Genomic DNA, 25,996 nt, shown 5'->3' with positions numbered 1-25,996 from the left:
GATATCTGTGTCCGTCAAGATCGGCATCAACGGCTTCGGCCGTATCGGCCGTAACTTCCTCCGTGCGGCCCTCGCCAAGGGCAGCGACCTCGAGATCGTCGCGGTCAACGACCTCACCGACAACAAGGCGCTCGCGCACCTCCTGAAGTACGACTCCATCACCGGCCGCCTCGACGCGACCGTGGAGCTGGACGGCGACAAGATCGTCGTCAACGGCAAGCCGATCATCGTGCTCGAGGAGCGCGACCCCGCGAACCTCCCCTGGGGCGAGCTGGGCGTCGACGTCGTCATCGAGTCGACCGGCCGCTTCACCAAGTCGGAGGACGCGCGCAAGCACATCACCGCCGGCGCCAAGAAGGTCATCGTCTCGGCTCCCGCCACCGGCGACGACGTCGCGACCATCGTCCTCGGCGTCAACGAGGGCACCTACGACCCCCAGGTCCACGACATCGTCTCGAACGCGTCGTGCACCACGAACTGCCTCGCGCCCCTCGCCAAGGTCCTGCTCGACAACTTCGGCATCGAGCGCGGTCTGATGACCACGGTCCACGCCTACACCGCCGACCAGAACCTGCAGGACGGCCCGCACAGCGACCTCCGTCGCGCGCGCGCCGCCGCGGTCAACATCATCCCGACGTCGACCGGTGCCGCCAAGGCCCTCGGCCTCGTCATCCCCGAGCTCGTCGGCAAGCTCGACGGCTACGCGCTGCGCGTCCCGGTCCCGACCGGCTCGATCACCGACCTCACGGTCGAGCTGTCGAAGTCGGCCACGGTCGAGGAGATCAACGCGGCCTACAAGGCCGCCGCCGAGGGCGACCTCAAGGGCATCCTCAAGTACACCGAGGACCCGATCGTCTCCAGCGACATCGTCACCGACCCGCACTCCTCGATCTTCGACGCCGGCCTGACCAAGGTCATCGGCAACCAGGTCAAGGTCGCCTCCTGGTACGACAACGAGTGGGGCTACTCCAACCGCCTCGTCGACGTCGCCGAGCTCGTCGCCGGCAAGCTCTGAGTCACGACTCCGTGACGAGTGACACCGTGACGCTCCGCACTCTGGACTCACTGGGCTCCCTCGCCGGCACGCGCGTCGTCGTCCGCTGCGATCTGAACGTCCCCCTGAAGGACGGAACGATCACGGACGACGGCCGCGTGCGCGCGTCGGTGCCCACGCTCCAGCGGCTCGTCGCCGAGGGCGCGCGAGTCGTGGTCGTGAGCCACCTCGGCCGCCCCGACGGCGCCCCCGACTCGAAGTACAGCCTCGCGCCCGTCGCGAAGCGCCTCGGCGAGCTCCTGGACGCCCCCGTCTCGTTCGCCGACGACACGGTCGGCGACTCCGCCTCCGCCGCGGTGGACGCCCTCGAGGACGGCCAGGTCGTCGTGCTCGAGAACCTCCGCTTCAACCCGGGGGAGACCAGCAAGGACGCGGACGAGCGCCGCGCCTTCGCCGAGAAGCTCGCCGCCTTCGGCGACGCGTTCGTCTCCGACGGCTTCGGCGTCGTGCACCGCAAGCAGGCGAGCGTCTACGAGCTCGCCCAGCTGCTGCCCAGTGCCGCCGGAACGCTGATCGCCGCCGAGCTCGAGGTCCTGGACCGCCTGACCGAGAAGCCGGAGCGCCCCTACACGGTCGTCCTCGGCGGCTCGAAGGTCTCGGACAAGCTCGGCGTGATCGACCACCTGCTCCCGCGGGTCGACTCGATCCTCATCGGCGGCGGCATGCTCTTCACCTTCCTCAAGGCCCAGGGCCACGAGGTCGGCAAGAGCCTGCTCGAGGCCGACCAGATCGACACCGTCCTCGGCTACCTCGCGAAGGCGAAGGAGCTCGGGGTGGAGATCGTCGTCCCCACGGACGTCGTCGTCGCCTCGAAGTTCGGAGCCGACGCCGAGTACGTGACGGCCCCCGCCGACGCGATCGAGGACACCGCTTTCGGCGCGGACGGCCTCGGTCTCGACATCGGGCCCGACACCGCGAAGCGGTTCGCCGAGGTCGTCGCGGCCTCGAAGACCGTGTTCTGGAACGGACCGATGGGCGTCTTCGAGCTCGAGCCGTTCGCGGCCGGCACGAAGGCCGTCGCCCAGGCCCTCACCGAGGTCGACGGACTCAGCGTCGTCGGCGGCGGAGACTCGGCCGCCGCGGTGCGCGCCCTCGGCTTCGAGGACGGGCAGTTCGGCCACATCTCGACGGGAGGCGGAGCCAGCCTCGAATTCCTCGAGGGGAAGCGCCTCCCCGGACTGGAGGTCCTCGGATGGCAGTGACATCCCGCATCCCGCTCATCGCCGGCAACTGGAAGATGAACCTGGACCACCTCCAGGCCATCGCCTTCGTCCAGAAGCTCGCGTGGAGCCTCAAGGACGCCGACCACGACTTCGACGGCGTCGAGGTCGCGGTGTTCCCGCCGTTCACCGATCTGCGCCCCGTGCAGATCCTCGTGGACTCCGACAAGCTGCCGCTCAAGTACGGCGCGCAGGACCTGTCGAAGTTCGACAGCGGGGCCTACACCGGTGAGATCTCCGGCCAGTTCCTCAAGCAGCTCGACTGCGACTACGTCATCGTCGGCCACTCGGAGCGTCGCACGCTGCACGGCGAGACCGACGCGGACATCGCTGCGAAGACGGCCGCGGCCGTCAAGCACGGCGTCCCGCCGATCGTCTGCGTCGGCGAGACCGCCGAGGACCTCGAGAAGCACGGCCCGTCCGCGGTCCCGGTCGCGCAGCTGAAGGAGGCCCTCACCGGCCTGCCCTCGGACGCCGACATCGTCGTCGCCTACGAGCCGGTCTGGGCCATCGGCTCCGGCCAGGCCGCCACGCCCGAGCAGGCCCAGCAGGTCTGCAAGGCCCTCCGCGACGTCGTCGCCGACATCCTCGGCGCCGACACCGCGGCGAAGACGCGCATCCTCTACGGCGGCTCCGTCAAGTCCGGCAACATCGCCGGCTTCATGCGCGAGCCCGACGTCGACGGCGCCCTCGTCGGAGGCGCCAGCCTCCAGGTCGAGGAGTTCGCCGCCATCGCAAGGTTCCGCAACCACGTCGGAGTCTGACCTACTGCGACGAGAAGGCGGGCCCGAGAGGGCCCGCCTTCTTCGCGTTGAAGCCCGAAATCGTCTCGGCGTCTTCGCATGAGGCGACAGGCTCGAGGTCGGCGTCGTCGGGCAGGTGAACGACCAGTCTCTCGGCGGCGAGGCTAACCGGTGATTCGCGTGCCAGCGAATCGACGTAGACGGTCGGGAGTCGCTCCACGGGAAGCGACCCCGTGATTAGGCCGACTGCGCCACGCCGCGCAGGGAGCGGCGTGGGAGTGGGCGCAGCTCGGGTCTGGCGGGCGCCCGAAGGGCGCGGGAAGGCGCCGCGACGAGGCCATCCCCTCCGCCCCTCACCAGAAGTCGAAGCCCCCGCGTATCCAGCGGACAGAACACAGGGCGACGCGATTCCCCGGGGGTTCGCAGGCGCCGTTATACTCGTCGAGGCGTGCAACGCGCCAGAACTTCGAAAGGTACCGCGTGGACATCCTCCAGGTCGTGCTCCAGGTCGTCCTGGGCATCACGAGCCTCCTGCTCACCATGCTGATCCTGCTCCACAAGGGGCGCGGCGGCGGACTGTCCGACATGTTCGGCGGTGGAGTCACCTCGAACCTCGGTGCCTCGGGCGTCGCAGAGCGCAACCTGAACCGCATCACCGTGATCCTCGGCCTCGTCTGGCTGGCCTGCATCGTGGTGCTCGGTCTCATCACCAAGTTCGACACCGGAGCATAGGGGTAAACGGAATGGCATCAGGCGGCAGTGCAATCCGCGGTTCGCGCGTCGGCGCGGGACCCATGGGCGAGCAGGACCGGGGCTACCACGCGGAGCGCGTCGCGGTCTCCTACTGGGACGCCCTCGGCAACGAGACGGTGCGTCACTTCTCGGCGGCCCTCCCCGAGGACGAGATCCCCGAGGTGATCGACTCCCCGCAGTCCGGTCTCCCCGCCGGGCGCGACCGGGCGAACCCGCCGCAGGTCGCGAAGTCGGAGCCCTACAAGACGCACCTCGCGTACGTGAAGGAGCGCCGCACCGAGGCCGAGGCCGCTCAGCTCCTCGAGGAGGCGCTGCAGCAGCTGCGCGCCCGCCGGGGCACGGCGACCCCCTCCTGAGCACCGCCGGCCGCAGGGCCGGTGCAACGACGAAGGGCCCGTCCTCCAGAGGAGGCGGGCCCTTCGTCGTTCCCGGACGAGCCGGGGAGAGCTCAGTAGCTCGGCGCGATCAGCGACTCGGGCACCTCAGCCGCGGCCTCCTGGTCGACGAAGAACACCGTGCGCTTGCGGCCGAACGCGCCGGCTGCCGGCACCTCGTTCGTGCTCGCGCCCGCGAGGGCCAGCCCGAGTGCTGACGCCTTGTCGGCGCCGGCGAGGACCATCCAGATCCGGTCGGACTGGTTGATCAGCGGCAGGGTGAGCGTGAGGCGCTCGGGCGGCGGCTTCGGGGAGTTGCGGACCGCCAGCACTCCCGGCTGCGGGTGGCGGATGGCCGAGCGCTCCGGGAAGAGCGAGGCGATGTGGCCGTCGGGGCCGACCCCGAGGAAGGTGATGTCGAAGCGCGGGTAGTCGCGGCCCTCGGTCGCGTGCGCGCGGAGCTCGGCGTCGTAGGCGGCGGCCGCGCCGTCGAGGTCGAGGCCCTCGTCGGACGCGGGGTAGGAGTGCACGTTCTCGGCCGGCACCTCGAGGCGCTCGAAGAGGTCGCCCGCCTGCACGTCGTTGCGGTCCTCGTGGCCGCGGGGCACCCAGCGCTCGTCGCCCCACCAGAAGTGGACGCGGGTCCAGTCGACGTTGCCCGCGGCGGAGGAGCCGCCGATCTCCTTGAGGGTCGCCGCCCCCATCGTCCCGCCGGTGAGGACCACGTTCGCCGTGCCCAGGTCGTCGAGGATGTCGATCGTCTTCGTCAGGAAGCGCGCGGCGACCGAGCCTGCGAGGGTCTGCTTGTCTCGGTGGACGAGCACACGGCGGTCAGTGGTCATCGGGGTCTCCTTCGGGTCGGTCGCCATCGGCGGATGGCCGTCTACCCGACCGCCGCGCCTGACGTGCAGGGTGCGGCGGCCGGGGAGTGCGGCGGTGTCAGGACGCGCTGCGAGCGTCGTTCTTCTCGGTGAGCATGTCCACACCGCGCGAGATGACTTCACCGTACAGGTCATCCGGGTCGAGCCTGCGCAGCTCCTCCGCCAGGCAGTCGCGGAGGCTCCGGCGCGGCAGGGAGATGTCGTGGACGGGCTGGTCCGGCTGCGTCAGCGTCGCGACGTTCGGGATCGAGCGCTCGAGCTCGATCACGCCGGACTCGCGGAAGAGGCGCACCCCGTGGATCCCGCTGGACCCGGTCGCGCTGATGGTGAGCTCGTGGTCGACGGGGATGTCGAGCTCGAGCTGCAGCCAGGCCGCGAGGAGGATCGTCGAGGGGGAGTCCGGCGCACCGGAGACCTCGACGGCCGTGATCGGCTCGTACGGCGGCTGGTCGAGCACCGCGGCGAGCTGGGCACGCCAGAGGGTGAGGCGGGTCCAGGCGAAGTCGGTGTCGCCGGGGGCGTAGGTCGAGGCCAGGTGGTGCAGAGCCTCGGCCGGGTTGGACTGCGCGGAGGCGTCGGTGATCCGGCGCGTGGCGATGCGGCCGATCGGCGACTTCGAGGCGCTGTCCGGCGCGCTGTTCGGCCACCAGGCGACCACGGGGGCGTCCGGGAGCAGGAGCCCGGTGACCAGGCTCTCCTCGTCGGTCGCCGCGTCGCCGAACGGGCGGAGCACGACGACCTCGCTCGCGCCGGCGTCGCCGCCCACGCGGATCTGCGCGTCGACGCGCGGGGTGGCGTCGACGGGGACCGTGGTCAGCCCGTCGTCCTTCGAGACGACGATGACGCGCATCGGGTGCTCGCGGGACGCGTCGTTGGCTGCGTCGATCGCCTCCTCCTCCTGGCCTCGCGAGGTCGCGATGATGAGGGTGAGCACGCGGCCGAGGGCGACGGCGCCGCCCTCCTCGCGGATCTTGACGAGGGTCTTCGAGACCTCGCTCGTCGTGGTGTCGGGCAGATCGACGATCACGGGCGCCTCCAGGTGCGGCCGTCGCGAGCGAGGAGCTCGTCGGCGGAATCGGGGCCCCAGGTTCCGGGGCGGTACTGCTCGGGCTGGCCCTGCGTGGCCCAGTACTCCTCGATCGGGTCGAGGATCTTCCAGGACAGCTCGACCTCCTCGTGCCGCGGGAAGAGCGGCGGCTCGCCGAGGAGGACGTCGAGGATGAGGCGCTCGTAGGCCTCGGGGCTCGCCTCGGTGAAGGCGTGGCCGTAGCCGAAGTCCATCGTGACGTCGCGGACCTGCATCCCCGCGCCGGGGACCTTCGAGCCGAAGCGCATGGTGACGCCCTCGTCGGGCTGGACGCGGATGACCAAAGCGTTCTGGCCGAGCGAGGTGGTCTGGCTCTCGGCGAAGAGCTGCTGGGGCGCGCGCTTGAAGACCACGGCGATCTCGGTGACGCGGCGTCCGAGGCGCTTGCCCGCGCGCAGGTAGAACGGCACACCGGCCCAACGGCGGGTGCCGATGTCCAGGCGCATCGCGGCGAAGGTCTCGGTCGTCGAGGTGGGGCTCATGCCGTCCTCCTCGAGGAAGCCGAGCACCTTCTCGCCGCCCTGCCAGCCGCCGGAGTACTGCCCGCGGGCGGTGACGGTCGACAGGTCCTTCGGCAGGCGGACGGCCGCGAGGACCTTCTCCTTCTCGGCGCGGAGGTCCGCGGCGTCGAACGAGATCGGCTCCTCCATCGCCGTGAGGGCGAGCAGCTGGAGCAGGTGGTTCTGGATGACGTCGCGCGCGGCGCCGATGCCGTCGTAGTAGCCGGCCCGGCCGCCCACTCCGATGTCCTCGGCCATGGTGATCTGCACGTGGTCGACGTAGTTCGAGTTCCAGAGGGGCTCGTACATCATGTTGGCGAAGCGCAGCGCCAGGATGTTCTGGACCGTCTCCTTGCCGAGGTAGTGGTCGATCCGGAAGACGGAGTCCGGCGGGAAGACCGACTCGACGACCGCGTTGAGCTCGCGGGCGGTCTTCAGGTCGCTGCCGAAGGGCTTCTCGATGACGACGCGGCGCCACTGGCCGTCCTTCTGCTCCGCGAGGCCCGAGTTGCGCAGCTGCTCGGTGACCTGGGGGAAGGACTTCGGCGGGATCGAGAGGTAGAAGGCGAAATTGCCGTTCGTGCCGCGCTCGCGGTCGAGGTCGTCGACGGTCGTCTTCAGGCGGCTGAAGGCCTCGGGGTCGTCGAACTCGCCCTGCACGAAGCGGATGCCCTGCGCGAGCTGCGTCCAGACCTCCTCGTGGAACTCGGTGCGGGCGTGCTTCTTGACCGAGTCGTGCACGACCTTCTCGAAGTCCTGGTCGTCCCAGTCGCGCCGGGCGAAGCCGACGAGCGCGAAGCCGGGCGGAAGCAGGCCGCGGTTGGCGAGGTCGTAGACCGCCGGCATGAGCTTCTTGCGGGAGAGATCGCCGGTGACGCCGAAGATGACGAGGCCGCTCGGCCCCGCGATCCGGTTCAGCCGGCGGTCGAAGCTCAACCGCAGCGGATTGAACTCGGGAGTGATGTCCACAGACATGTGCAGTGTCCTTCTGTGTGCCGCGGGCCGGCGGAGCCGGCGCCTCGGCGCACTGCTATCGGTGACGGAGGGGGAGTGGTGACGCGTGCCCGCTCCGCTGAGGGCTTGCGAGCGGGGTCGTGGCGGACCGCGCGGACGACCGCGGGCGCGGCGCCCCGCCTCCGCGAGGAGGACGGGACGCCGCGCCCGGCGGATCAGGTGTTGAGCGCCTCGAAGAGGGCCTCGAGGTCGGCCTCGGGGTCCGTCAGCGTCAGCGTCAGGACCGGGCGGCCGTGCTCGGCGAGCACGCTCGCGTCGCCCGCGGCCTGGGCCTGGATCAGCTGGCCGAAGGTGAACGGGCTCTCGGGGATCTCGAGATCCGTGCTCGCGCGCTCGGCGATCTGGAGGAAGACGCCGGTCGGCGCTCCGCCCTTGTGGTACTGACCGGTCGAGTGCAGGAAGCGCGGGCCCCAGCCGAAGGTGACGGGGCGCTGCGCCTGCGCGGCGAGGAGATCGCGGACGCCCTCCAGCTGCGGCAGCGCGAGGCGGTCGACGTAGGCCTGGATCGACACGTAGCCGCCCTCGCCCAGCTGGGCGAGGAGGCGGTCGACGGCGGCGGCGACGGTCGAGACGCCCTCGGTGACGTCCGACGTGCCGGTGACCTCGATGCCCGCATCGGTGAACGCCGGTGCGGCGGGCTCGGGACGCTTTTCGAGCAGGGCCCGGGTCGCGACCTTCGCCGACTCGACGTCGGGCTGGTCGAACGGGTTGATCCCGAGCAGGCGCCCGGCGACCGCGACCGCGTACTCCCAGGTCAGCATCTGCGCGCCGAGCGAGCCGGACAGGAGGATCTCGCCCTCGTGCCGGTCGCGCGGGAACAGGTGCAGCGCGCTCGCGTCCTCGACCAGGCGGACGACCTGCACGTCGGCGAGGTCCTCCGACAGCTCGGGGGCGAGGGTGCCGAGGACGACGGGGAGGATGCCCGTGCCGTCCTTGCCGGTGGACTCGGCGATGAGCTGCTCGGCCCAGTCGGCGAAGCCCACGATGTGCGTGCCGTCGGCCACGATCGCGAGCTTGTCGCGACGGGGGCTGGTGGCGGCGATCGCGGCGCCGAGGAGCAGACCCGGGTTCTCCGGGGTGTCCACGGCCAGGCCGAGGGAGGCCTCCGCCGCCTCGTCGAGGAGGGCCTCGATGTCGGCGCCGGCGAGTCCGGACGGCACGAGGCCGAACGCGGAGAGCGCCGAGAAGCGGCCGCCGATGTTCGGGTCGGCGTTGAAGACCCGGTAGCCGGCCTCGCGCGAGGACGAGTCGAGCGGCGAGCCGGGGTCGGTCACGATGACGATGCGGTCGAGCGGGTCGATGCCCGCCTCGGTGAACGCCTTCTCGTAGGCCTTCTTCTGGCTGGCGGTCTCGACCGTCGAGCCGGACTTGGACGAGATGACGACCGCGGTCGACGCGAGGCGGTCGTTCAGGGCCGCGAGGACCTGCCCGGGCGCGGTGGAATCGAGCACGGTGAGCTCGACGCCGGCGGTCCGGGTGATGACCTCGGGCGCGAGCGAGGAGCCGCCCATGCCGCCGAGCACGATGTGGTCGATGCCCTTGGCCTGGAACTCCTCGCGGAGCGCCAGGATCTCGGGGATCAGCGGGCGGGAGACGGTGGTCGACTCGGTCCAGCCGAGGCGCTTCGCCGACTCCTCCTCGGCCGCCGCACCCCAGAGGGTGGGGACCTGGGCGGTGATGCCCGAGGCGACCTCGTCGGCGACGAGCTCCGGCACGACGCGGTCGGCGGCCTTCTCGGCGTCGCCGCTGAGGTGGATCTGGATCGTCATGCTCAGGCCTTCGCCTTCGCGCCCTCGAGCGCGGCGGTGACGGTGTCGAGCAGCTCGTTCCAGGAGACGACGAACTTCTCGACGCCCTCCTTCTCGAGCAGCTCGGTGACCTCGGCGTAGGAGACGCCCTGCGCGGCGACGGCGTCGAGGACGGCGTTGGCGTCGGCGTAGGAGCCGGTCACCGTGTCGCCGGCGATGACGCCGTGGTCGAAGGTCGCCTCGAGGGTCTTCTCGGGCATGGTGTTGACGACGCCCGCCGCGACCAGCTCGGTCACGTAGAGGGTGTCGGGCAGGTCGGTCGACTTGACGCCGGTCGAGGCCCACAGCGGCCGCTGGCGGTTGGCGCCGGACTCCTGCAGGAGCAGCGCGCGCTCGGTGGCGAAGGCCTCGACGAAGACCTCGTAGGCGAGCTGCGCGTTGGCGACGCCGGCCTTGCTCTTGAGCGCGAGGGCCTCGTCGGTGCCGACGGCCTCGAGGCGCTTGTCGATCTCGGTGTCGACGCGCGACACGAAGAACGAGGCGACGGAGTGGATCGTCGACAGGTCGATGCCGGCGTCCTTGGCCTTCTCGAGGCCGGCCAGGTACGCGTTGATGACGGCGCGGTAGCGGGCGAGCGAGAAGATCAGCGTGACGTTGACCGAGATGCCGGAGCCGATGGCCTCGGTGATGGCCTCGAGGCCCTCGACGGTCGCGGGGATCTTGATCATCGCGTTCGGGCGGTCGACCTTGGCCCAGAGGGCCTTGGCCTGCTCGATGGTGCCCTGCGCGTCGTGCGCGAGGCCCGGCTCGACCTCGATCGAGACGCGGCCGTCGTAGCCGTTCGTCGCGTCGTAGATCGGGCGGAAGACGTCGGAGGCGGCGGCGACGTCGTCGGTGGTGATCGCGAAGACCGCGTCGGTCACCGGGGTGTCGGCGGCGGCGAGCTCCTCGACCTGCTCGTCGTAGGACTCGCCCTTGGCGAGGGCCGCGGCGAAGATCGTGGGGTTGGTCGTGACTCCGACGACGTTCTTCTCGTCGATGAGCTTCTGCAGCCCGCCGCTCGAGATGCGCGAGCGCGACAGGTCGTCGAGCCAGATGCTGACGCCGGCGGCGGAGAGGTCTGCGGTGGGGGTGTTCTCGGTCATGTCTCTTCTTCTCGCTAGATGGTGCGGGTCGGTGGGGAGTCGTGGGGCCGACGGCGAAGGCCGCGCCCGGGTGGACGCGGCCTTCGTGGTCAGGACGCCGCGAGCGACTCCTTGGCGGCGGTGATGGCCGCCTCGGTGGTGATCCCGAACTCGCGGAACAGGGTCTTGTAGTCGGCGGAGGCGCCGAAGTGCTCGATGGAGACCGAGCGGCCGGCGTCGCCGACGTACTTCTGCCAGCCGAGGCTGAGTCCGGCCTCGATCGAGACGCGCGCCTTCACGGCGGAGGGCAGCACCTTCTCGCGGTACTCGGCGTCCTGCTCCTCGAACCACTCGAGCGACGGGGCCGAGACGACGCGGGCGTTGACGCCCTCGCCCTTGAGCAGCTCGCGCGCCTCGACGGCGATCTGCACCTCGGAGCCGGTGGCGATGAGGATCACGTCGGGGGTGCCGTTCGGCGCCTCGGCGAGGATGTACGCACCGCGGGCGACGTTCGACGCGTGGGCGAAGGTCTCGCCGGAGGCGTCGCCCTCTCCGCGCTCGAAGACGGGGATGTTCTGGCGGGTCAGCGCGAGGCCGGCCGGGCCCTCGCGGCGCTCCAGGATCGTCTTCCAGGCGTAGGCGACCTCGTTCGCGTCGCCGGGGCGGACGATGTCCAGTCCCGGGATCGCGCGGAGGGCCGCCAGCTGCTCGACCGGCTGGTGCGTCGGGCCGTCCTCGCCGAGCGCCACGGAGTCGTGGGTCCAGACGTAGATGGCCGGCGCCTTCATGAGCGCGGCGAGACGGACCGCCGGGCGCATGTAGTCGGAGAAGATCAGGAAGGTGCCGCCGAAGGGGCGGGTGTTGCCGTGCAGGACGATGCCGTTGAGGATCGCGCCCATGGCGTGCTCGCGGATGCCGAAGTGCAGCACGCGGCCGCCCTTCTTGCCGGTCCACTCGTGGGTCGAGAACTCGCTCGGCACGAAGGAGCCGGCGCCCTCGATGGTCGTGTTGTTCGACTCGGCGAGGTCGGCGGAGCCGCCCCAGAGCTCGGGCACGACGCCGGCGAGGGCGTTGATGACCTTGCCGGACGCGGCACGGGTCGACACCTCCTTGCCGGGCTCGAAGACCGGGAGGGCCTCCTGGACGCCCTCGGGGAGGTCGCCGCTCAGGACGCGGTCGAGGAGGACCTTCTTCTCGGGGTTCGCGGTCGCCCACGCCTCGAGCGTCTCGTTCCACTCGGCGTGCTGCGCTTGGCCGCGCTCGACGGCCTTGCGGGTGTGCTCGAGGACCTCGTCGGCGACGTCGAAGGTCTTCTCGGGGTCGAAGCCGAGCACCTCCTTGAGGCCGCGGAGCTCGTCGGCGCCGAGGGCGGAGCCGTGGATCTTGCCGGTGTTCTGCTTCTTCGGCGAGGGCCAGCCGATGATCGTGCGCAGGATGATGAGCGACGGCTTGTCGGTCTCGCCCTTGGCGGCCTCGATCGCGGCGTGCAGCTCGGCGACGTCCTCGTGGTACTCGCCGGTCTTCTTCCAGTCGACGACCTGGACCTGCCAGTCGTAGGCCTCGTAGCGCGCCTTGACGTCCTCGGTGAAGGCGATGTTGGTGTCGTCCTCGATCGAGATCTGGTTGGAGTCGTAGATGACGACGAGGTTGCCGAGCTGCTGGTGGCCGGCCAGCGAGGAGGCCTCGCTGGTGATGCCCTCCTGCAGGTCGCCGTCGCCGGCGATGACGTAGACGAAGTGGTCGAACGGCGAGGTGCCCGCGGCGGCCTCGGGGTCGAACAGGTCGCGCTCGAAACGCGCCGCGTAGGCGAAGCCGACGGCCGAGGCGAGGCCCTGGCCGAGCGGGCCGGTGGTGATCTCGACGCCGTCGGTGTGGCCGTACTCGGGGTGGCCCGGGGTCTTCGAGCCCCAGGTGCGCAGCGCCTTGAGGTCGTCGAGCTCGAGGCCGTAGCCGCCCAGGTAGAACTGGACGTACTGCGTCAGCGAGGAGTGGCCGACCGACAGGATGAAGCGGTCGCGGCCGATCCAGGTGGCGTCGGACGGATCGCGGCGCATGACCTTCTGGAACAGGAGGTACGCGGCCGGCGCGAGGCTCATGGCGGTGCCGGGGTGGCCGTTGCCGACCTTCTCGACCGCGTCCGCGGCGAGAACCCTCGCCGTGTCGACTGCCTTCTCGTCAATGGAATCCCATTGCAGTTCTGACACTAGGTACTGACCCTTCTCGAGACGTGGGGCAGACGGGGACCGTCCGCCCTCTCGCATGGTGGAGCGCGCATGACGACTTCGACACGATGCTTCCGACGACGCCCCGTTCGGCCTCGCGCGACTGATCAGTCGGGCGGAACTCGGGTGCGGGCCGGGCGCTCTGGCGAGCAGTTCCGAGTATACGGAGGGGGGTGCGCCGGGGATCGGGGGTTGCGCCTCGCATATGTCGGCGTCCGATTGGACAAGCGTGCACTCCGGGCCCGCCCCCATCCGGCGCGCATTACACTCGTTCGGGATCATCGATCGTTAGAGGAGCAATGGACGTAGTCGCAGAGACCACCGCGATCGAGCGGGGAGGACCCGTCCGGTCGCCCCTGTCGCGCAAGGTGAGGGCGTACGTCGCGCTGACGAAGCCGCGGGTGATCGAGCTGCTGCTCGTGGTCACCGCGCCCACGATGATCCTGGCGCAGAACGGGATCCCGAACCTGCTGCTGGTCCTCAACGTCCTCATCGGCGGGGCGCTCAGCGCCGGGTCGGCCGGCGCGTTCAACTGCTACATCGACCGCGACATCGACCGCGTGATGAAGCGGACCCGCAACCGCCCGCTCGTCACCGGCGAGGTCTCCGACCGGGAGGCGCTGGTCTTCGCGACCACGATCGGCGTGCTGTCGATCGTCTGGCTCGGCCTGACCGCCAACTGGCTGGCCGCGTCGCTCTCGCTCGCCGCGATCCTCATCTACGTGCTCTTCTACACGCTGTTCCTCAAGCGCCGCACGCCGCAGAACATCGTCTGGGGCGGCATCGCGGGCTGCATGCCCGTGCTGATCGGCTGGGCCGCGGTCACGAACTCGCTCGACTGGGCTCCGATCATCCTGTTCTCGGTCATCTTCCTCTGGACGCCGCCGCACTACTGGCCGCTCTCGATGAAGTACCGCGAGGACTACCGCGCCGCCGGCGTGCCGATGCTCGCCGTCGTCCGCGGGCGCAGCATCGTCGGTCTCCAGGTCATCCTCTACGCGTGGGCCACCGTCGCGTGCTCCCTGCTGCTCATCCCCGTCGCCGGGATGGGCGTCGTCTACACGGTCGTCGCCCTCGCGAGCGGTGTCTGGTTCATCGCCGAGACGCACCGCCTCTACAGCCTCGCGATCCGTCACGAGCACGTCTCGCCGATGCGCGTCTTCCACGGCTCGATCGGATACCTCACGCTGCTGTTCCTCGCCGTCGGCATCGACCCGCTGCTGCCGTTCTGATGGTGACGCCGTTCTCGTTCCTCGCCGAGCGGGTCACCCTGAGTCCCCGCGCCCTGCGCTGGGGGACGACGGCCGCCCTGGTCGCGAGCATCCTGATCATCTTCTTCGGCGGCGTCGTGCGCCTGACCGGCTCGGGCCTCGGCTGCCCGACCTGGCCCGCCTGCGACGCGGGCTCGCTGACCTCGACGCCCGAGCTCGGGATCCACGGCTTCATCGAGTTCACCAACCGCGCCTTCACCGGCGTGCTGATCGTCGCGGTCGGCTGGGCCATCACCGCGGCCCGGCTGCAGAAGCCGCGCGACCGCACGATGACCCGCCTGGCCTGGTCGCAGTTCTGGCTCGTAGTGGCGAACGCACTCGCGGGCGGCGCGACCGTGCACTCGGGCCTCAACCCCTACATCGTCGCCGGTCACTTCATGCTCGCGATCGCCCTGCTGACGACCACGGCGCTGACCTGGCACCGCGCGCACCGCTCGCAGTCCGTCGCGTTCGAGCCGGACGCGCTGACGCGAGGGGTGAGCATCGCGCTCGTCGCGGTGACGCTGGCCGTGATCGCCGTCGGCACCCTGGTGACCGGCACCGGTCCGCACGCGGGCGACTCGGCCGAGGTCCCGCGGATGCGGTTCCACTGGGAGAGCGTCACCGTCGTGCACGGGGTCCTCGGGACGGCCACGCTCGTGCTCGGCCTCGCGCTGCTGGTGCTGCTGGCGCGCGTTCCGGGCTCCGAGCTGGCACGGCGCCGCGTGATCACCTTCCTCGTCGTGGTGGGGGTGCAGGCGCTGGTGGGCGTCGCCCAGTCGCTCCTCGCCCTGCCGGAGGCGCTCGTCGCCGTCCACCTCCTCGGCTCCGCGTTCGTGTGGGTCGGTGCGCTGCGGGTCCTGCTCGACGTGAATCCGCGGCTCTTCACGGTGCGCGCTCAGCGTCGGCAGGCCGTCGAGGAGCTCGCGCCCGCGCTCTGACTCGGACGGTGGCCGGCTCGGGGGCCCTTCCCGCCCGACCGCAGGTGCCGGCGCAGCCGGACCAGTGCGAGCACGAGCCGCGGCAGCGGGAGGCACCGCGCGAGCGGCTCGGCCAACGAGCCGAAGTCGCGGGCGAGCCTCGGCTCCAGGCCGGTGCGCGCAAGCGCGAGGAGGAGGCGGGGAAGTGTCGGGATGCTGTCGTCGTTCGTCATGCGGACACTTCAGCACGGACCACCGACACGGGTGTGGTCATGCGGGTCTGGCGGCGCGGGCTCCGGTGCCCGGGCGACACCCAGGTGCAGAGGTTCCACTGGGAGCACGGCTTCCGTAGGATGAGTAGTTGGTTCAGGTTCGACGCGGGACGCGTCGGTCGCCGTGACGGCGAGACCCGGACCTCGGCCCGATGGAGCGCCACCGCAAGCCTCAGGACTTCCCGGGACGCACCGCTCCGCTCCGCCCATCGACTCGATGGCGTGATCGGCCCGGATGCGCTCCTCGGATCCCCCTCGGGGAATGACTCCGGAACCCGACCGGTTACCAGTGGGTAGGAAACGAGGTACTTATGTCAGACATCCTGATCGACCGCCCCGAGCTCGCGAGCCTGGGCGTCTACGAGTTCGGCTGGTCCGACTCGGACTCCGCCGGCGCCTCCGCGCGCCGCGGCATCTCGCCCGAGGTCGTCTCCGACATCTCCGCGCTCAAGAACGAGCCGGCCTGGATGCGCGAGCGGCGCATGAAGGCGCTCGCCCTCTTCGAGCGCAAGCCGATGCCCACCTGGGGCGCCGACCTGTCGGACATCGACTTCGACAACATCAAGTACTTCGTCCGCTCCACCGAGAAGCAGGCGCAGACCTGGGAGGACCTCCCGGACGACATCAAGAACACGTATGAGAAGCTCGGCATCCCCGAGGCGGAGCGCCAGCGCCTCGTCGGCGGCGTCGCCGCGCAGTACGAGTCCGAGGTCGTCTACCACCAGATCCGCGAGGACCTGGAGGAGCAGGGCGTCATCTTCATGGACACCGACACCGCCCTCCGCGAGCACCCCGAGATCTTCGAGGAGTACTTCGGCACCGTCATCCCGGCCGGCGACAACAAGTTCGCCGCGCTGAACACGGCGGTCTGGTCCGGCGGCTCGTTCGTCTACGTCCCCAAGGGCGTGCGCGTCGACATCCCGCTGCAGGCCTACTTCCGGATCAACACCGAGAACATGGGCCAGTTCGAGCGGACGCTGATCATCGCGGACGAGGGCAGCTACGTCCACTACATCGAGGGCTGCACGGCGCCGATCTACAAGTCGGACTCCCTGCACTCGGCCGTCGTCGAGATCATCGTGAAGAAGAACGCCCGCGTGCGCTACACGACGATCCAGAACTGGTCGAACAACGTCTACAACCTCGTCACCAAGCGCGCGATCGCTCACGAGGGCGCGACGATGGAGTGGATCGACGGCAACATCGGCTCCAAGGTCACGATGAAGTACCCGTCGATCTTCCTGGTCGGCGAGCACGCCAAGGGCGAGACCCTCTCCGTCGCGTTCGCGGGCCCCGGCCAGCACCAGGACGCCGGCGCGAAGATGATCCACATGGCTCCGTACACGCAGTCGTCGATCGTCTCCAAGTCGATCGCCCGCGGCGGCGGCCGAGCCGGCTACCGCGGCGAGGTCCGGGTGGACGCCAACGCGCACCACTCCGCGAACACGGTGCGCTGCGACGCCCTCCTGGTCGACACGATCTCGCGCTCGGACACCTACCCGGCGATCGACATCCGCGTGGACGACGTCCAGCTCGGCCACGAGGCCACGGTCTCGAAGGTCAGCGAGGAGCAGCTCTTCTACCTGATGTCCCGCGGCATGCCGGAGGACGAGGCCATGGCCATGATCGTCCGCGGCTTCATCGAGCCGATCGCGCGCGAGCTGCCGATGGAGTACGCCCTCGAGCTCAACAAGCTCATCGAGATGGGGATGGAGGGCAGCGTCGGCTGACGCTCGCCCCACCGGCCCCGAGGCCGCCCGAGTCGGGCGGCCAGCACCCTTCGAAAGGAACCACCGCCTGATGACGGTCCCCACGAGCGCCCCGACGTCCCCTGCGATCGACGGCGCGGACGCCGCCGCGCGCCTGGGCATCGCCGCGCACTCCGACGGGGCGTTCACGCCCGTGCAGACCCGCTCCGAGCGCTTCGCGTCCACCGACGTCGACGCCTTCGAGACGGTCACCGGTCGCGAGATCGCCTGGAAGCTGACCCCGGTCGCCCGCCTCGGCGACCTGATCGACGGCCCCCTCGACGGCTCGCCGACTCCGCTGGAGTCGGCGGCGGTCGAGGGCGTCGACGTCTCCTGGGTCGGTCGCGACGACGCGCGGATCGGCACCGCCGGCCTCCCCGAGGACCGCGCCGCCGCGAACGCCTGGTCGCAGTTCGAGCAGGCGCTCTCGATCCGGGTGACCGGCGAGGACGAGAAGGTCGCGACGCTCGTCCGCACCGGTCTCGGCTCCGCTCCCCGTGCCGCGCACACGATCATCGAGGCCGCGCCGTACGCGCGCGGCGTCGTCGTGCTGCAGAACGAGGGCGAGGCGACTCTCGCCGAGAACGTCGAGGTCCTCGTCGGCGAGGGCGCGCAGCTGACCATCGTCACGCTGCAGGAGTGGGCCGACGACGCCCGCCACCTCGCGAACCACTTCCTCCGCGTCGGCCGCGACGCGAAGGTCAAGCACATCGTCGTCACCCTCGGCGGCTCGATCGTCCGGGTGAACCCCTCGGCGCACCTCGTCGAGCGCGGCGCCGACGGCGAGCTCCTCGGCCTGTACTTCGCCGACGGCGGCCAGCACCTCGAGCAGCAGGTCTACGTCGACCACGACGCCCCCGACACCCGCAGCCGCGTCACCTACAAGGGCGCGCTGCAGGGCCAGGGCGCGCGGACGGTCTGGATCGGCGACGTGCTGATCCGCCAGAGCGCGAACGGCACCGACAGCTACGAGCAGAACCGCAACCTCGTCCTCTCGGACGGCACGCGGGCCGACTCGATCCCGAACCTCGAGATCGAGACCGGCGACATCGCCGGAGCGGGCCACGCCTCGGCGACCGGCCGCTTCGACGACGAGCAGCTCTTCTACCTGCAGTCGCGCGGCATCCGCGAGGACGAGGCGCGCCGCCTGGTCGTCCGCGGCTTCCTCAGCGAGATCGTGCAGCAGATCGGCGTGACCGAGCTCGAGGACCGCCTCCAGCTCGCGATCGAGGCCGAGCTGGCCGGCAGCGCCGGGCAGACCGGCGCGTACATGCCGGAGGTGTCCGCATGAGCGACGCCGCGAAGATCTGCGCCGCCTCGGAGCTGATCCCCAATCAGGCCGTCCGCTACGTCGTCGACGGCATCGCCATCGCGATCGTGCAGGACACGGCCGGCGAGATCCACGCCATCGGCGACACCTGCACGCACGGCGAGGTCTCCCTCGCCGAGGGCTTCGTCGAGGACGACACCCTCGAGTGCTGGGCCCACGGCTCGGCGTTCTCGCTGCGCACCGGCGCCCCCCTAAACCTGCCGGCCTTCGAGCCGGTTCCCGTCTTCGTCGTCGAGGTCATCGACGGCGACGTCTACATCGACCCGACCGTCACGAAGGAAGTCTGAATGTCCGTTCTCCAGATCAGCGATCTCCACGTCAGTGTCGAGACCGAGCAGGGGACCAAGCAGATCCTCCGCGGTGTCGACCTCACCATCAACCAGGGTGAGATCCACGCCGTGATGGGCCCGAACGGGTCCGGCAAGTCCACCCTCGCGTACACGATCGCGGGCCACCCGAAGTACCACGTCGACGGCGGCTCGATCACCCTCGACGGCGTCGAGGTCCTCGACATGACCGTCGACGAGCGCGCTCGCGCCGGCCTCTTCCTCGCCATGCAGTACCCGGTCGAGATCCCCGGCGTGACCAACACCAACTTCCTCCGCACGGCCAAGACCGCGATCGCGGGCGAGGCGCCGGCGATCCGCACCTGGACCAAGGACGTCAAGAAGGCCATGGCCGACCTGCGCATGGATCCGTCCTTCGCGGCGCGCAACGTCAACGAGGGCTTCTCGGGCGGCGAGAAGAAGCGCAACGAGATCCTCCAGCTCGAGCTGCTCGCCCCGCAGTTCGCCGTCCTCGACGAGACCGACTCCGGCCTCGACGTCGACGCGCTCAAGATCGTCTCGGAGGGCGTCAACCGCGCCCACGCCTCGACCGGCCTCGGCGTCCTGCTGATCACGCACTACACGCGGATCCTGCGCTACATCCAGCCCGACTTCGTGCACGTCTTCGTCGCCGGCCGGATCGCCGAGCAGGGCGGCAAGGAGCTCGCGACCCGCCTCGAGGACGAGGGCTACGACCGCTTCCTCGCCCCGGCGACGGCCTGATCATGGCGGTCACCACGCTCGACCCGAAGCTCTTCGACCAGGTCGAGGAGGCGCTCAAGGACGTCATGGACCCCGAGCTCGGCGTCAACGTCGTCGACCTCGGCCTCATCTACGACCTGGGCTGGGACGACGAGAACGACGCCCTGGTCATCCACATGACGCTGACGTCGGCGGGCTGCCCGCTGACGGACGTGCTCGAGGAGCAGACCGCGGAGTCGCTCGACGGCGTCGTGGAGGCGTTCCGGATCAACTGGGTCTGGATGCCGCCGTGGGGTCCGGACCGGATCACCGAGGACGGCCGCGACATGATGCGCGCCCTCGGCTTCTCGATCTAGAGCCGCGCCGCTCGATCGGCGTCAGGTACGGGGAAGGGCCCGGAGGATCATCCTCCGGGCCCTTCGCCGTGCGTGCGGGGCGGGTCAGCCCTTGCGGCGGCCGAGCATCGCCCACGTGGTGGGCAGGAGCGCGGCGGCCAGCAGGATCTTGAGGGTGTCGCCGACGAGGAAGGGCACGAGGCCGGCGGTCAGCACCGAGCCGAGGTCGGCCGGGTAGCCCATCGAGCCGAGCGCGGTGGCGAGCCAGGGGAGTCCGACCAGGTAGATCGTGGCGGTGCCCGCGAGGAAGGTCACGGCGGTGCCGACGACGCGGCGGTCCCACTGGCGCTGCGCGAGCCATCCGGTGACGATCGAGGCGAGGACGAAGCCGACGATGTAGCCGCCCGTCGGGCCGGCCAGGACGGCCCAGCCGCTCGAGCCCTCGGTGAAGATCGGGGCGCCGAGGGCGCCGACGAGCGCGTAGACGCCCATCGAGAGCGCGCCGCGGAGGGCGCCGAGCGTGGTGCCGACGAGCAGGACGGCGAAGGTCTGGCCCGTGATCGGGACCGGCCACATCGGGATGTACAGCTGCGCCATGCCGGCCGTGAACGCGGCGGCGGCGAGGACGAGCACCAGATCGGTGACCAGCGAGCGGGTGAGCAGCCGGTCCGCCAGGACCGGTCGCGACGGGGCGAGAGAGTAGCTGGACATGTCTGTTCTCCAAAGACCGTGTCGCCCGAGAGCGAGGAGCGAGCGCGTCCGCGGTGAGCGGACGTGGATCCGCCCCGCGGCTCAGGAAATATACTAGGGGGCTGCCGCTCCGCGGCCTCTTGCCCCACACCTCCCGAACCGAACGCCATTTCTTGGCGGGAACGGACAGCACAGTGCTCAGCGTGCACGACCTCGAACTCCGAGTCGGCGCCCGACTCCTGATGGAGAACGTGTCCTTCAGAGTCGGCGACGGCGACAAGGTCGGCCTCGTCGGCCGCAACGGCGCGGGCAAGACGACGCTGACCAAGGTCCTCGCCGGCGACCTCATCGCCGCGAAGGGGTCGGTCGACCGCGGCGGCGAGATCGGCTACCTGCCGCAGGACCCGCGCTCCGGCGACCCGGAGGAGCTGGCGCGCACGCGCATCCTCGACGCCCGCGGCCTCGGTCAGCTGGTGCTGGGCATGCAGGAGGCCACCGTCGCGATGTCGAGCAGCGACACGGCCGTCAGCGAGGCCGGGATGAAGAAGTACGGCAACCTGACCGACCGCTTCCTCTCGCTCGGCGGATACGCGGCGGAGGCCGAGGCGGCGTCGATCGCGAGCAACCTGAACCTGCCGGACCGGATCCTCGACCAGCCGCTGAAGACGCTCTCGGGTGGTCAGCGCCGCCGCATCGAGCTCGCCCGCATCCTCTTCTCCGACGCGCAGACGCTCATCCTCGACGAGCCGACCAACCACCTCGACGCCGACTCCGTGGTCTGGCTCCGCGAGTTCCTGAAGAACTACCGCGGCGGCTTCATCGTGATCAGCCACGACATCGAGCTGGTCGGCGAGACCGTGAACCGCGTCTTCTACCTGGACGCCAACCGCCAGGTCATCGACGTCTACAACATGAACTGGAAGAACTACCTCCGCCAGCGCGCGGCCGACGAGGAGCGCCGCAAGAAGGAGCGCGTCAACGTCGAGAAGAAGGCCGGGGCACTGCAGCTGCAGGCCGCGCGCTTCGGCGCGAAGGCCTCGAAAGCCGCGGCCGCGCACCAGATGGTCGCCCGCGCCGAGCGGATGCTCAGCGGCCTCGAGGAGGTCCGCGCCGTGGACCGGGTCGCGAAGCTCCGCTTCCCGACCCCGTCCGCCTGCGGCCGGACCCCGCTGCAGGCGCAGAACCTCTCGAAGAGCTACGGCTCGCTCGAGATCTTCACCTCCGTCGACCTCGCGATCGACCGCGGCTCGAAGGTGGTCATCCTCGGGCTGAACGGTGCGGGCAAGACGACTCTGCTGCGCATCCTCGGCGGCGTGGACGCGCCGGATACCGGCGTGATCGAGGCAGGCCACGGGCTGCGCATCGGCTACTACGCCCAGGAGCACGAGACGATCGACGTCAAGCGCTCGGTGCTGGAGAACATGGTCTCCTCGAGCCCGAACCTCACCGAGACCGAGGCCCGCCGCGTGCTGGGCTCGTTCCTCTTCACCGGCGACGACTCGCACAAGCCGGCCGGCGTCCTCTCCGGCGGCGAGAAGACCCGCCTCGCTCTGGCGATGATCGTCGTCTCGGGCGCCAACGTGCTGCTGCTGGACGAGCCCACCAACAACCTGGACCCGGCCAGCCGCGAGGAGATCCTCGACGCGCTCGCGCACTACGAGGGCGCGGTCGTCCTGGTCAGCCACGACGAGGGGGCCGTGGAGGCGCTCAACCCCGAGCGCGTGCTGATCATGCCCGAGGGCACCGAGGACCACTGGACCGCGGACTACCTCGACCTGATCATGCTGGCCTGACCCGCGGCGTCCAGGGATCCCCGAGTCCCGGCGCCGTGGGTCTCGATACGCCGCGTGCCGCGGCTACTCGACCAGCATGTGGCTCACGTGGGTCCCGATACACCGCGTGCCGCGGCTACTCGGCCAGCATGCATGCGGGCGGGCGTCATCTCGGTGGATCCCGCTCCGTCAGCGGGCGTCGAGCAGCTCGTCCTCGATCTCGGCGTCGGTGCGGCCGCGGCGGAGGCGGCGCTGCTCGCGGCGCTCCTCAGCGGCGATGACCTCGGGGTCGTCGGCGTTGCGGATCCGGTACTCGTGCCGGATCGCCCAGGCGAGACCGCCGAAGCCCATGATCGCGAAGAGCACCCACTGGATCGCGTAGCTGATGTGCAGGCCCTCGTCGGCGACCGGCTTGATCGCGGCGAGCGGCCGCTCCTCGATCGGTGCCGGGTCCTCCTGGACCAGCAGCCCGTAGCCGGCGGTGCGCAGCGGCTCGTCGAGCTGCGCGGAGAGGTCGTCGAGCTGGATCGTGGCGATCTGGCCGGCGGGGGCGCCGCGGCCCTCGATGCGGCCCTCGCCGGGCTTGAGCCGGGCCGTCACCGTGACCTCGCCCTCGGGCGGGGCCGGGACGACGTCGGGGGAGTCCTGGGTGGAGCCGACCGGGACCCAGCCGCGATCGACGACGAAGACGCTGCCGTCCGCGAGGCGCAACGGCGTGAGGATCTCGAAGCCGGGATTGCCGTTGTACGGCCGGTTGCGGACGAGCGTCTCGCCGTCGGTCTCGTAGACGCCGCTGACCTCGACGGGCCGGTACTCGAGCGCGTCGTCCCAGCTCGCTCCCTCGGGGAGCAGCCCGTCGAGTGCGACGGGATCCGCGTTCCAGTTGGCGGTGACGAGCCGGTTGGTGCTCGCCGCCTCGTCGAGCCGCGCGACCTGCCAGCGCGAGAGCAGCACGCAGGCGACGGCGAAGACGATCGTGAGGGCCAGGTAGCCGAACCAGCGGCGCGAGAAGGCGAAGCGCCAGGACGGCCGCGTCGCCGTCGCGCTCACAGGGCGGCTCCGCGGTCGACCGTCAGCAGCGGCTTCACCTCGAGCGGGAACTCCCGCGCCGCGAGGAACTCGCGCAGGTAGTCGAGGTGCTCCCCGCAGGCGAGCCAGGTCTTCCTGCGGTCCGCGGTGTGGATGCGCGGGTTCCGCCACTCGATCGCCCAGGTCGCGGTCAGCGCGCAGCCGGCGCGCGAGCAGGCGTGCTGATCGGGCACGCCGCCGAGCGGGATCACCGTCGTCCCTCGGTCGGGTCGCCGCCCTCGGGCGCGTCGGCGGAGGGCGCCGCGTCGTCCGCCGTGGGCGGCACGTAGGGCGGCACCGGCCGGGACAGCACGATCGCGCCGGGACGCTCGACCGTTCCGCTCTCACCGGCGCTGCCGACGTTGGCGAGCACGACGGCGAAGTAGGGGAGCACGATCGCGCCGAGGGCGAAGAAGAGCAGCCACCAGCCCTGGGCGAAGATCAGGCAGATCACGCAGACCATCCTGATGCCCATGGCGATGGAGTACTTGATCGCGCGGGAGCGACGCGCGGCACTGGGCGACGGCGGGAGGGAGGTGAGCGATTCGCGTGATTTCACAGCCCGACAAGACTACGTCGTGCGCGCCAAGCGAAGGCTGAGACGGCCCTATCCGCGGATGTGTTGCGCCGAGCGCCTCTAAGATGTACGGGTCGTCCGGAGCCGCCCGCGCACCGGCGGAGAGGGACACCATGACCACGCCGCGCACCGTTCTCGTCACGGGGGGCAACCGGGGGATCGGCTACGCCATCGCCGAGGAGTTCGTGGCGGCCGGTCACCGGGTCGCGGTCACCGCCCGCTCCGGCTCGGGCCCCGAGGGCTCCTTCACCGTCGTCGCCGACGTCACCGACTCCGCGTCCGTCGACGCCGCCTTCTCGCAGATCGAGGCCGAGCTCGGCCCCGTCGAGGTCGTCGTCGCGAACGCCGGCATCACCCGCGACATGCTGCTGCTGCGCATGTCGGAGGAGGACTTCACCTCCGTGATCGACACCAACCTCACCGGAGCCTTCCGGGTCGTCAAGCGGGCGTCGAAGGCGATGCTGAAGCAGAAGTTCGGCCGCATCGTTCTGATCTCGAGCGTCGTCGGCCTCTACGGCGGACCGGGCCAGATCAACTACTCCTCGTCGAAGGCCGCGCTGGTCGGCTTCGCCCGGTCGCTGACCCGCGAGCTCGGTGCCCGCAACATCACGGCGAACGTCGTCGCACCCGGGTTCATCGAGACCGACATGACGGCGGAGCTCCCGGCGGAGCAGCAGGCGGAGTACCGCAAGAGCATCCCGCTGGCCCGCTACGGCACGGCCGCCGAGGTCGCGAAGGTCACCCGCTGGCTGGCGAGCGACGAGGCGGACTACATCTCCGGCGCCGTCATCCCCGTCGACGGCGGCCTCGGGATGGGTCACTGACCGTATCAGCTGAGAGCTTATATCTGACGGATATTAGCTGTAGGCTTATGCGATGACCGAACCCCTCGTCGTCGCGGTGCTGCTCGACCTGGTCGACTCCCGGGAGATCACTGCCCGGTCCTCCGTGCAGCGCGAGATCGAGCGCGGCTTCGCGGCGATCGACGGGGCGGTCCCGGCACTCGAACCGCTGCACCCGACGGTCGGGGACGAGTTCCAGGCGGTCTATGCCTCCGTCTCCGCGGCCCTCGGGGCGACGCTCCAGGCTCGCCTGGCGCTGCCGCCCGGGGTGGACTGCCGGGTCGGCCTCGGTCGCGGCGAGATCAGGGTGGTCGGCTCGGGCATCGCCGGTGACCTGCAGGACGGGCCCGGCTGGTGGCGCGCGCGAGCGGCCATCGAGCGAGCGCACGCCCTCGAGGACGGCGCGGTGCCCACCGCACGGGGCTGGTTCATCGCTTCGGACGCTCCGGGCGCGCAGGAGGCCGCGGTGAACGCCTACCTCCTCGCCCGCGACGCCCTCGTCGGCGAGATGAGCGACCGCGACCGGCGGCTCGTGCTCGGCACCGCGCGCGGGCTGCCGCAGAAGGTCCTGGCCGAGCAGGAGTCGATCACGCAGTCGGCGGTGTCGCAGGCGCTGAAGCGCGCGGGCGCCGGCGCGCTGCTCACCGGCGCGCGGCTGCTGGCGGACGCGTGCTGACCGCGCTGCTGCTCGCGCTCGTCGGACTGGCCGACCTCGCGCGGACGCACCTGCGACGGCCCGTCGCCGCCGGCGCGATCGTCGTGCTCTGGGCGGCCGCAGCGGTGTCGGCGGTGCTCGGCCTCGGGGCTCCGCCGCTCGCGGTCGCGATCGTCGCGGTCCTCTCCGGAGCCTGGCTGCTGCTCACGACGACCGCGGCGGGCACCCGGCCGCCCGGTGGGCTCCGACCCGCCGTCGGCCTGGTCGTCGCGGTCCTCGTGCTCTCGGTGCTGGATCGTGCGGCCGGGCCCGCTGCCGGCCCCCTAGTCGACGCCTACGCGGAGCTCGGGCGCTCCGGGCCGGTGCCGCCGATCGCTCAGGCGCTGCTCGCCGGAGGCGCCGCGCTCTTCCTCCTGGAGAGCGCCAACGTCGTCGTGCGCGCCGCGCTCTACCGCGAGCTGCCGCAGCCGGTCGCCGCCCGCAGCCGCTTCTCGCTCCGCGCTCGATTCGCCCGGCCGGCGCCCCAGGAGGTGCGCGTCCCGGATCTGCGCGGCGGTCGCGCCATCGGGCCGCTGGAGCGGCTCCTCGTGGCCGGGCTCACCCTCGCCGGAGCGATCGGGCTGGCCGGCGCCGTCTTCGCGGCGAAGGGCATCGTGCGCTTCCCGGAGATCTCCCGCGACGGCGAGGGCGGCTCGAAGGCGGAGTACTTCCTGGTCGGCTCGCTGGTCAGCTGGGCGCTGGCCCTGGGCGCGGCGGCGCTGGTCGCGACGGCGGGCGGCTGAGGCGCCG

Annotated in this window: 26 protein-coding genes; 16 read left to right on the top strand and 10 right to left on the bottom strand. The window is 70.8% G+C overall.

Annotated elements, in window-relative coordinates; genetic code table 11:
* The first annotated feature begins 7 nt into the window (after positions 1 to 7).
* The 5 genes from gap (at position 8) to EDF43_RS08160 (ending at position 4,126) form a co-directional block, all read left to right on the top strand.
* Positions 8 to 1,015, top strand: a complete 1,008-nt coding sequence (gene gap / locus EDF43_RS08185; RefSeq protein WP_123446267.1) for a type I glyceraldehyde-3-phosphate dehydrogenase — start codon at positions 8 to 10, stop codon at positions 1,013 to 1,015.
* A 26-nt stretch (positions 1,016 to 1,041) separates the two neighbouring features.
* Positions 1,042 to 2,256 carry a phosphoglycerate kinase gene (locus tag EDF43_RS08180; protein WP_132436246.1) on the top strand — a complete coding sequence of 405 codons (1,215 nt, stop codon included), beginning with the start codon at positions 1,042 to 1,044 and terminating at the stop codon, positions 2,254 to 2,256.
* Entirely contained in the window at positions 2,247 to 3,038 is a 792-nt protein-coding gene (gene tpiA / locus EDF43_RS08175) for a triose-phosphate isomerase (RefSeq protein WP_132436245.1), read from the top strand. The genes EDF43_RS08180 and tpiA overlap by 10 nt, the downstream gene beginning before the upstream one ends.
* Positions 3,039 to 3,497: 459 nt before the next feature.
* A complete protein-coding gene (secG, locus tag EDF43_RS08165) occupies positions 3,498 to 3,749 on the top strand; it encodes a preprotein translocase subunit SecG (RefSeq protein ID WP_123733087.1) in 252 nt (83 codons plus the stop codon).
* Positions 3,750 to 3,760: 11 nt separating this feature from the next.
* Entirely contained in the window at positions 3,761 to 4,126 is a 366-nt protein-coding gene (locus EDF43_RS08160; RefSeq protein WP_123446271.1) for an RNA polymerase-binding protein RbpA, read from the top strand.
* Positions 4,127 to 4,218: 92 nt separating this feature from the next.
* Here EDF43_RS08160 and pgl read toward each other — a convergent pair whose 3' ends face one another.
* From pgl to tkt, 6 genes are all read right to left on the bottom strand, one after another.
* Complete coding sequence (gene pgl / locus EDF43_RS08155) at positions 4,219 to 4,986, bottom strand: 6-phosphogluconolactonase (RefSeq protein WP_123735998.1); 768 nt, start codon at positions 4,984 to 4,986, stop codon at positions 4,219 to 4,221.
* Between the two features lie 97 nt (positions 4,987 to 5,083).
* Positions 5,084 to 6,052 carry a glucose-6-phosphate dehydrogenase assembly protein OpcA gene (locus EDF43_RS08150; RefSeq protein WP_123735792.1) on the bottom strand — a complete coding sequence of 323 codons (969 nt, stop codon included), beginning with the start codon at positions 6,050 to 6,052 and terminating at the stop codon, positions 5,084 to 5,086.
* Positions 6,049 to 7,587, bottom strand: coding sequence for a glucose-6-phosphate dehydrogenase (gene zwf, locus EDF43_RS08145; protein ID WP_132436244.1), 1,539 nt, complete (start codon positions 7,585 to 7,587; stop codon positions 6,049 to 6,051). The genes EDF43_RS08150 and zwf overlap by 4 nt, the downstream gene beginning before the upstream one ends.
* 194 nt (positions 7,588 to 7,781) lie before the next feature.
* Positions 7,782 to 9,395 carry a glucose-6-phosphate isomerase gene (locus EDF43_RS08140; protein WP_132436243.1) on the bottom strand — a complete coding sequence of 538 codons (1,614 nt, stop codon included), beginning with the start codon at positions 9,393 to 9,395 and terminating at the stop codon, positions 7,782 to 7,784.
* A gap of 2 nt (positions 9,396 to 9,397) precedes the next feature.
* Positions 9,398 to 10,519, bottom strand: a complete 1,122-nt coding sequence (gene tal / locus EDF43_RS08135; RefSeq protein ID WP_132436242.1) for a transaldolase — start codon at positions 10,517 to 10,519, stop codon at positions 9,398 to 9,400.
* Positions 10,520 to 10,608: 89 nt separating this feature from the next.
* Entirely contained in the window at positions 10,609 to 12,702 is a 2,094-nt protein-coding gene (gene tkt, locus EDF43_RS08130; protein WP_132436241.1) for a transketolase, read from the bottom strand.
* A 317-nt stretch (positions 12,703 to 13,019) separates the two neighbouring features.
* Between tkt and EDF43_RS08125 the strand changes: the two genes are divergently transcribed.
* The 7 genes from EDF43_RS08125 to EDF43_RS08095 all read left to right on the top strand — a co-directional run bounded on the left by EDF43_RS08125 (position 13,020) and on the right by EDF43_RS08095 (position 19,624).
* A complete protein-coding gene (locus EDF43_RS08125; RefSeq protein ID WP_123735788.1) occupies positions 13,020 to 13,952 on the top strand; it encodes a heme o synthase in 933 nt (310 codons plus the stop codon).
* Positions 13,952 to 14,911 (top strand): COX15/CtaA family protein, encoded by a 960-nt coding sequence (locus EDF43_RS08120; RefSeq protein ID WP_207901647.1) that lies wholly within the window; start codon positions 13,952 to 13,954, stop codon positions 14,909 to 14,911. The genes EDF43_RS08125 and EDF43_RS08120 overlap by 1 nt, the downstream gene beginning before the upstream one ends.
* A 562-nt stretch (positions 14,912 to 15,473) precedes the next feature.
* Complete coding sequence (gene sufB / locus EDF43_RS08115) at positions 15,474 to 16,892, top strand: Fe-S cluster assembly protein SufB (protein WP_123446280.1); 1,419 nt, start codon at positions 15,474 to 15,476, stop codon at positions 16,890 to 16,892.
* Positions 16,893 to 16,962: 70 nt separating this feature from the next.
* On the top strand, positions 16,963 to 18,201 hold the full coding sequence (gene sufD, locus EDF43_RS08110; RefSeq protein WP_123735786.1) for a Fe-S cluster assembly protein SufD: 1,239 nt from the start codon (positions 16,963 to 16,965) through the stop codon (positions 18,199 to 18,201).
* The gene (locus EDF43_RS08105; protein WP_123735785.1) at positions 18,198 to 18,527 is read left to right on the top strand and encodes a non-heme iron oxygenase ferredoxin subunit; all 330 of its coding nucleotides are present in this window, start codon (positions 18,198 to 18,200) and stop codon (positions 18,525 to 18,527) included. The genes sufD and EDF43_RS08105 overlap by 4 nt, the downstream gene beginning before the upstream one ends.
* Entirely contained in the window at positions 18,528 to 19,289 is a 762-nt protein-coding gene (gene sufC, locus EDF43_RS08100) for a Fe-S cluster assembly ATPase SufC (protein WP_123446283.1), read from the top strand. It abuts the gene before it with no gap.
* A gap of 2 nt (positions 19,290 to 19,291) precedes the next feature.
* On the top strand, positions 19,292 to 19,624 hold the full coding sequence (locus EDF43_RS08095; RefSeq protein ID WP_123446284.1) for a metal-sulfur cluster assembly factor: 333 nt from the start codon (positions 19,292 to 19,294) through the stop codon (positions 19,622 to 19,624).
* An 84-nt stretch (positions 19,625 to 19,708) separates the two neighbouring features.
* Here EDF43_RS08095 and EDF43_RS08090 read toward each other — a convergent pair whose 3' ends face one another.
* Positions 19,709 to 20,314, bottom strand: coding sequence for a biotin transporter BioY (locus tag EDF43_RS08090; protein ID WP_123735784.1), 606 nt, complete (start codon positions 20,312 to 20,314; stop codon positions 19,709 to 19,711).
* Positions 20,315 to 20,487: 173 nt separating this feature from the next.
* On the opposite strand from EDF43_RS08090, the gene EDF43_RS08085 reads away from it, so the two are divergent.
* Positions 20,488 to 22,086 (top strand): ABC-F family ATP-binding cassette domain-containing protein, encoded by a 1,599-nt coding sequence (locus tag EDF43_RS08085; RefSeq protein ID WP_123733093.1) that lies wholly within the window; start codon positions 20,488 to 20,490, stop codon positions 22,084 to 22,086.
* 168 nt (positions 22,087 to 22,254) lie between these two features.
* Here EDF43_RS08085 and EDF43_RS08080 read toward each other — a convergent pair whose 3' ends face one another.
* Genes EDF43_RS08080 through EDF43_RS08070 form a run of 3 tightly spaced genes read right to left on the bottom strand, consistent with a single transcriptional unit; the run spans position 22,255 to position 23,692 of the window.
* Positions 22,255 to 23,115, bottom strand: coding sequence for an SURF1 family protein (locus tag EDF43_RS08080; protein WP_123735783.1), 861 nt, complete (start codon positions 23,113 to 23,115; stop codon positions 22,255 to 22,257).
* Positions 23,112 to 23,345 (bottom strand): hypothetical protein, encoded by a 234-nt coding sequence (locus EDF43_RS08075; RefSeq protein WP_243582970.1) that lies wholly within the window; start codon positions 23,343 to 23,345, stop codon positions 23,112 to 23,114. The genes EDF43_RS08080 and EDF43_RS08075 overlap by 4 nt, the downstream gene beginning before the upstream one ends.
* Positions 23,342 to 23,692, bottom strand: a complete 351-nt coding sequence (locus EDF43_RS08070) for a DUF3099 domain-containing protein (protein WP_123735782.1) — start codon at positions 23,690 to 23,692, stop codon at positions 23,342 to 23,344. Before EDF43_RS08070 ends, EDF43_RS08075 begins: the two co-directional genes overlap by 4 nt.
* Positions 23,693 to 23,823: 131 nt before the next feature.
* Here EDF43_RS08070 and EDF43_RS08065 point away from each other — a divergent pair, with 131 nt between their 5' ends.
* From EDF43_RS08065 to EDF43_RS08055, 3 genes are read left to right on the top strand one after another with little or no spacing between them, the layout of a single operon-like run.
* On the top strand, positions 23,824 to 24,534 hold the full coding sequence (locus EDF43_RS08065; RefSeq protein ID WP_132436240.1) for a beta-ketoacyl-ACP reductase: 711 nt from the start codon (positions 23,824 to 23,826) through the stop codon (positions 24,532 to 24,534).
* Positions 24,535 to 24,586: 52 nt separating this feature from the next.
* On the top strand, positions 24,587 to 25,228 hold the full coding sequence (locus tag EDF43_RS08060; RefSeq protein WP_132436239.1) for a SatD family protein: 642 nt from the start codon (positions 24,587 to 24,589) through the stop codon (positions 25,226 to 25,228).
* Positions 25,222 to 25,989, top strand: a complete 768-nt coding sequence (locus EDF43_RS08055) for a hypothetical protein (protein ID WP_132436238.1) — start codon at positions 25,222 to 25,224, stop codon at positions 25,987 to 25,989. The genes EDF43_RS08060 and EDF43_RS08055 overlap by 7 nt, the downstream gene beginning before the upstream one ends.
* Positions 25,990 to 25,996 lie beyond the last annotated feature (7 nt).

The organism is Rathayibacter sp. PhB179 (assembly GCF_004345345.1).
In the GTDB taxonomy this organism is placed as follows: Bacteria; Actinomycetota; Actinomycetes; order Actinomycetales; family Microbacteriaceae; genus Rathayibacter; species Rathayibacter festucae.
Note: the sequence above shows the minus strand (reverse complement) of the source record. Positions and strands in the feature narration are given on the sequence as shown.